Origin of the sequence: Methylobacterium sp. J-070, from assembly GCF_022829385.1 — a bacterium.
Lineage (GTDB): Bacteria > Pseudomonadota > Alphaproteobacteria > Rhizobiales > Beijerinckiaceae > Methylobacterium.
The window spans coordinates 24,446-30,543 of record NZ_JAKSXX010000240.1 but is presented as its reverse complement, the minus strand read 5'-3'; the positions used below and the strand labels follow the sequence as shown (position 1 = coordinate 30,543).

General features: G+C 64.6%; 8 protein-coding genes. 2 read left to right on the top strand and 6 right to left on the bottom strand.

Features of this window, described 5'->3' with window-relative positions:
• The first annotated feature begins 237 nt into the window (after positions 1-237).
• Entirely contained in the window at positions 238-663 is a 426-nt protein-coding gene (locus tag MKL01_RS27780; protein WP_243908409.1) for a hypothetical protein, read from the top strand.
• A gap of 109 nt (positions 664-772) precedes the next feature.
• Here MKL01_RS27780 and MKL01_RS27775 read toward each other — a convergent pair whose 3' ends face one another.
• From MKL01_RS27775 to MKL01_RS27755, 5 genes are all read right to left on the bottom strand, one after another.
• Entirely contained in the window at positions 773-958 is a 186-nt protein-coding gene (locus tag MKL01_RS27775; protein ID WP_243908408.1) for a hypothetical protein, read from the bottom strand.
• A 321-nt stretch (positions 959-1,279) separates the two neighbouring features.
• Positions 1,280-1,498 carry a hypothetical protein gene (locus tag MKL01_RS27770; RefSeq protein WP_243908407.1) on the bottom strand — a complete coding sequence of 73 codons (219 nt, stop codon included), beginning with the start codon at positions 1,496-1,498 and terminating at the stop codon, positions 1,280-1,282.
• A 121-nt stretch (positions 1,499-1,619) separates the two neighbouring features.
• The gene (locus MKL01_RS27765) at positions 1,620-2,330 is read right to left on the bottom strand and encodes an LrgB family protein (RefSeq protein WP_243908406.1); all 711 of its coding nucleotides are present in this window, start codon (positions 2,328-2,330) and stop codon (positions 1,620-1,622) included.
• Positions 2,323-2,715 (bottom strand): CidA/LrgA family protein, encoded by a 393-nt coding sequence (locus MKL01_RS27760; protein WP_243908405.1) that lies wholly within the window; start codon positions 2,713-2,715, stop codon positions 2,323-2,325. Before MKL01_RS27760 ends, MKL01_RS27765 begins: the two co-directional genes overlap by 8 nt.
• 22 nt (positions 2,716-2,737) lie before the next feature.
• Positions 2,738-2,923: a hypothetical protein gene (locus tag MKL01_RS27755; protein WP_243908404.1), complete on the bottom strand. Its 186-nt coding sequence runs from the start codon at positions 2,921-2,923 to the stop codon at positions 2,738-2,740.
• Between the two features lie 243 nt (positions 2,924-3,166).
• Here MKL01_RS27755 and MKL01_RS27750 point away from each other — a divergent pair, with 243 nt between their 5' ends.
• Positions 3,167-4,270, top strand: coding sequence for a helix-turn-helix transcriptional regulator (locus MKL01_RS27750; protein ID WP_243908403.1), 1,104 nt, complete (start codon positions 3,167-3,169; stop codon positions 4,268-4,270).
• A 937-nt stretch (positions 4,271-5,207) separates the two neighbouring features.
• Here MKL01_RS27750 and MKL01_RS27745 read toward each other — a convergent pair.
• The gene (locus tag MKL01_RS27745; RefSeq protein ID WP_243908402.1) at positions 5,208-6,086 is read right to left on the bottom strand and encodes a flagellar motor protein MotB; all 879 of its coding nucleotides are present in this window, start codon (positions 6,084-6,086) and stop codon (positions 5,208-5,210) included.
• Between the last annotated feature and the right edge of the window lie 12 nt (positions 6,087-6,098).

Here is a 6,098-nt window from a genome sequence, read left to right as displayed (position 1 = left end):
TGTAGTTTTATGGACACATCACCGGCCGGTCGTGCGATCCGGTATAGTAAACCATCCATGAATATGCGTTAGATTGTCGGAATACATCGCGATACACACGACCGAGCGACACAACATCTCGGTTGCGGTTTGGTTGCAGCGGCCCGTCACGTCGGATCGCCACTGTGGCGGAGATGCTACAAAAGAGACCCACCAGCCCGCTGCAGAGGAGGTCGACCCCTCGCTTTTAGCTCCGCCATGCCGATCCAGCCCGAGCACCGCGACTTTTGCCCGATCGGCTGGCGCGAGCTATCGATGGCGATCCGCTTCGGCCGGGCGAAGGGCCTTTGCGAGAGCTGTGCGCGCCCGCATGGGCAGGTGGTCTATCACCTCGGCGACGGGTGCTGGTGGGATGCGGAGACCGGTCGGTGGCGTGACGGCTGGGGCAGGCGGATCCGGATCGGGCCTGAGGCCGATATCCTCGGCCGTGCCCGTCAGATCCGCGTGATTCTGGCTGCTGCGCATCGGGATCACGACGCCGCGAACAACGCCGACGCCAACCTCGCGGCGTTCTGCCAGCGATGCCACATGATCCACGACCGGCCGGAGCATCAGAGGCGGCGCTGGCGCACGCTGTTCCGGCGCAAGGCGCGCGGCGATCTGTTCGGCGGGCCCTACGCCTGAACGCCAGCCATGCTGTCCAGCAGCCCTTCTATCGCTTGACGCCACCACACCATGGCTAAAACCGCCGAAGTGGCCCACCATGGAATAGCAGTTCGCCCCAGATGTCTGGTCAGTCCGACGGATCGCTTTCGGGTAAGGTCTGCACCCCGTCCTCGTCGTCGGGACACCCCAGATCATGACGCTCAAGGCTGGACGTGGCTTGGTCACACGCAGCGGTGAGCGCCGCTGACGCATCTTGGGCGTGCGACGAGAGGGAGAGGATCAAGAGCACAGCTGTGAGCATGGCGAAGCGCATCGGCACCTCCTGTAACGATCGACATGAACTCTGAGCTGAAGCGACGGCTCACACGTCTCTGTTTGGGGAATGCCGCGTCGGTCCGATGTATCGCCGAGGCCGCATAGCCGAATACCCGCTCGATAGATCAATAGATCATCGGAACAACGGCAGCCCAGAACCGAGTAGCCCAAGACCACACACGATCAGACTGCCTGCCAATCCTTCGATACCGTCTTGGGCCTCGGGCTGGCGTGCAGCTTTGGCCGCCAGTGCGGCGCCACTGCATAGAGCCAGCAAGCTCAGGCCAAATGTCATCTCGGCTCCTCACGATGCCGAAGATCAGGCGGCGTTGTAGGTGGTGATGTTGATCAGGCTCATCTCGTCATCCGGTGCCCGGGCTAGGGATGCGCCGAGCAGGACGAGGACAGCCGCCACGATTGCCGTAGCAGCGAGCAGCCGCGAGACGGCAGCGGCGTGAGCGCGCGCAGCGTGGATTACCGCACAGCCGAGCGCGAAGGCGCAGACCTGTGTGATGGGTGCGATCAAGCTCGTGGTCATTCCGGGCGTTCCGGTCGCTGAACGGTTGCGGGAGGGCCGACCGAGGGGCGGGCGGACGGGAACAGGCAGGAACTGGCGCCCGCTCCGCCAGGATAGCCCAGGCACCCAGGATCGTGCGCCATCACAGCCCCCTCATGGCGAGCGGCAGCAGGACGCCGGTCAGCACGCCGTTCAGGCTCATGCCAAGACCTGCGAACGCGCCTGCTACCTCGCTGATCTGCAGGGCTCGCGCGGTGCCGATCCCGTGACCGGCGATGCCGATCGCCAAGCCTGTCACGCGGTCATCGTCCACGCGCAACCAACGCTGGACCGCTGGGCCGGCTATGGCGCCCGTGATGCCCGTGCTGATCACCAGAACTGCCGTCAGGGCCGGGACGCCACCGATCGCCTCCGAGATCCCGACCGCGATGCCGGTGGTTACACCCTTCGGCGCGAGCGACAGCAGCGTGACCTTGCTTGCGCCCAGAGCCCAGGCGATGCCAACCGCGCTCAGGACACCGGTGGGTAGCCCGACGAGGAGCGCCGCGGCGATCAGGCCGCCCGAGGCTCGGATCAGCGCTGTCTGCCGGTACAGCGGCACCGCCAGCAGCACGACGGTGGGCGCCAGCAGAAACTGGATGAAGGCCGCGCCGCGCAGGTACGTGGTGTAGGAGATGCCCGTGACGTCGAGCACGATCACCACTAGGACGATCGCGATCAGCGTCGGGTTGAGAAATGGGTTGTTGCCGCTCCAGCGAGCCAGTCGCACCGCCGCGAAGAAGGCAAGCACGGTAATGCCCACTTCCAGGATCGGCTGCTCGGGCAGGCTAGCCCAGGCCTGGGGATCAGGCACGAGCGTCTGCCTCCCCGGGGTCGGCAACACTGACCTGCTTCCGCCGCTTCGCCCACGAACGGATCAACACGAGGCTCGTGATCGTCGCAAGCAGGGTGACCACCGTACCGCCGAGGATCGCCGCAAGGATGGGTACGAACTCGGCACGTAGGACATCCGCATGGGCAACGACGCCGACCCCGGCGGGAACGAACAGCAGGCCGAAGAGGGCGAGCATCCGGTCGGCCAGACGGCCGAGGTCGTCGGGCAGGGCTTTGTGCCAGACCAGATCCAGGTAGAGCAGCACGAGGCCGGTCACGGGCCCGGGAACAGGCATGAGACCGAGCCGCGTCAGCACCTCTCCCAGGGCTAACCAGACGATCACGCGGGCGATAGCTTCAAGCACGGCGCTTGGAGCCGTCGAGCGCTTAGTTCTGGATCGTGCAGTTGGCGACGTCGCCGGTCGGCAGATATTCACAGATGGTGACAGCCTCAGTCCTTGAACCGGCAGCGTTGACGGATGCCTCGCTGGTCGGGGGCGAGACCAGCATGGTCGTCACGAAGGCGGCAGCGGCGAGGACAAAACCGGCAGTGAAGAGCGTCATGGTCCGCATGGCGTGTCTCCGATCGAGGCCAGGACGAGGTAGCCAGGCGGCTATGATTGAGTGGCCCCCAACTCCGAGTGGAGCAGCATTCGCACCGCGTCGCCTCCCCCAAAATGGGTAGATTCGAGCGGTTACCGGCCTAGATATTGTTTTCGCTGAGAAATTATATTTTTATGCCCCCACCACCAGCCACGAATGCTGCATTCATGGGCGAAATCCATATCTTGATTGCACAACTGATAGGCAAGTACGATGGAAGCTGCGGCCTTATCGCGCCTGATCGAGTCGATCTACGACTGCGCGATCGATCCTGCGCTCTGGTCGAGCACACTGGATGAGATCGCAGCCGCCCTCGACAGTCCGGCCGGTACCCTCGCCGTCAGCGATTTTGTCACGGGGACCGAGCGTGCGCTGGTATACACTGGCATCTCGGAGCACTACCAAGCGCTCTATCGCGAGCAGTACCACATCTGCGACTTGTTCGGTCACCCACTCATCCTGCGCCCGGTCGACGAGCCTTCGACGTCCGAGGAACTCGTCGCGGAGGACGAGCTGCTGCAGAGCCGTATCTACCGCGAGTGGGCCGCGCCGCAGGGCTTTCGCTACGTCCTGCTCACCGCGCTCATCAAGAGCCAGGCGCGCTTGGCTTACATCGGCCTCACTCGGGGAGAAGAAGGCGGCCCCTACGACGCCGAAGAACAGGCTCGCATGGCTCTGTTGGCCCCGCACGTGCGCCGCGCCATCACCATCGCCGATCTGATCGAGCACAAAAGCCTGGAGCGCGACAATCTCACCGCTACGCTGGACGCCCTCACGGTCTCGGTCTTGGTCCTCGGCCCCGACGCCCGGCTGATCTACAGCAACGCCGCCGGAGAGGCTGCGCTCGCGCGCGAAGACCTGCTGCTCGCCCGTCTGGGCGCCATCGAGCCGTGGGATCGGACCGCATCACCGGCCTTCCGTACCCTGATCACGGCAACGGCCGGAGGAGCAGCCACGCTAGCCAGACGGGGCGGAGGAAGGGCAGTGGTGTCGGCTCTGCCGCTCAACACGGGACGCCGCCGAAGTGCCGCGCCCGGACCAGCGCGGGTGGCCCTGTTCGTTCAGGACAACCCGTGCGGGCCGCATGCCATCGAGCTGCTCGGGCGAGCCTATGGTCTCACGGGGGCCGAGCTGCGCGTGCTGCTCGGACTGGCCGAGGATGCGACCCCGAAGGAGATCGCCGAGCGCTACGGCATCGCTGCCTCGACGGTGCGCACGCACATCAAGAGCCTGTTCGCCAAGACCGGAGCCAGACGGCAGAAGGATCTGGTCAAGCTGCTGCTATCAACGCCCCCCATAAACCTCAAGCCGCTGTGATCGACTGGGTGGGAGCGCCGGTCCAGCAAATCGCTCGGCGACCTGTTCGGTGGGCCCTACGCCTGAAAGCCGGCCGCGCTACCCATACCGTAGCCCCCGCCTACACCAAACGAGGCAGTGGAGTCGGTTCGGCCACCGTTACCGCCAGCAGCCATGGCAGCCGGTACGCTCAAGCCTATAGCGGCGGCCATCACACGAGCGGACGCACGTCGATGCCGTTGCGCTGCAGGCTTGGCCTGCCACGAACATCGAGCCAAGCTACTGAGCCGTAGCGTAATCTCGACAAGCGCTGTCGCGGCCTCAAATGCCTGCCGCAGGGCCTCGTCCGTCGATGCTCGCTTGCCCATGAGTTTCCGCACGGTTCCGACCGTTCAAAAATTTGCATCGATCGACACTGTGTAGAATTAGCATCTCCACTATGACCGGTTTTGATGGAATAGACCGAGGGCAAATCGAGCTAAATTCAGTATCTAAGCGACAAAGAAGTCACAGGCGTTATTCACGAAACGGTGAACTCGGATCGACGCCGCATCCGGCGCTCGTTAATTTTTTAGTAATCCTCGCATGGCGGCCCGGGATTATCGATCGGTCGTCCGCCATGCCGAACGCCCTTCTGTCCCTGCTGCACAGCTCAGCCTGCTCCACCACCCGCGCGAATTCTCGTTCGGTCTGATCGGTCGAGGTCGACCGCTGCCCCCGGCAACTCTTCTTCGGTTCCGTGTCCACACCCTGCCTCCGTGGATCGCCACTATCCGCAGGGTGACCCATTCTGCACATTATGCCGGGGGACACGGCGCGCCGCAGCCAACCCGGTCAAGCGCAGGGCGCTCCGCCGATGTGCGGCCAGCAGCGCGCGGGCGCGAGAGTCGGCGGAGTTCGTCATCAGGCGATGCGCCACGATGCCTGTCGTAGTCCAAGGCGGCAAGGCGCCTTGTGGTCAGCGAAACGGGTTCGAGGGCACCGGTGGGCTCGCATTGAGCAAAGTGATCGTCACCCGTCGGTTCGGCGCGATGTAGGGATTGTCGGGGAAAACCGGCTCGGTGTCGGCGCGTCCCGCCACGAAAGCGAAGTTGTCGTTGGGAACACCGGCACCCGCCAGGATCTCGCGCACGGCGAGCGCACGGCCGGCGGTGAGGTTCCAAGGTTCGCCGGCCCGCGCCGAGCCCGGGCGCGTGACGGAGGTGTGGCCAGTTATAGACAGGCGGTTGGGCAGCAGGCGCAGGGCGGGCGCGAGCGCCTCCAGCACGCGACGGGTGCGCTCGTAGGGCTCGACAGACCCATCGCGGAACATGGAGCGGCCATCCTCGTCCACGAGGGAAACGTTCACGCCCTCCTTGCTCTGCTCGATCACGATGTTGTGCGACAGTTCGGCAATGTCGGGCATCTTCTGGAGCGCCTGCCGGAGGCTGGCCATGGCGCTCCAGTCGGCCTGTACGCTGGCGGTCGGGCGGCCTGCATCGCGGTCGTTGGCGCGGCCCGGGCTGGTCGAGCGCGCTTTGTCCTCCTGCTCGGCAGGGCCCTTCTGCTCCGCGGAGCCCCGCGCTGCATCGCGGGGCGTGGACGGCTTGTTGCCTGAAGTGTCGAGGGAGGTGCCGTACATCACTCCGCCAGCGCCACTGTTTGCGGGGCTTGGAGCCGCTGGCGCGAAGTATTCCGCCAGACCGATCTTCTGCTCCTGCGTCGTCATGCTGATCAACCACATCAGCAGAAAGAACGCCATCATGGCGGTTACGAAATCGGCATAGGCGATCTTCCAGGCCCCGCCATGGTGTACATGAGCGGCCTTCTTGACCTTCTTGATGATGATCGTGGACATCGAGTTTCTGCC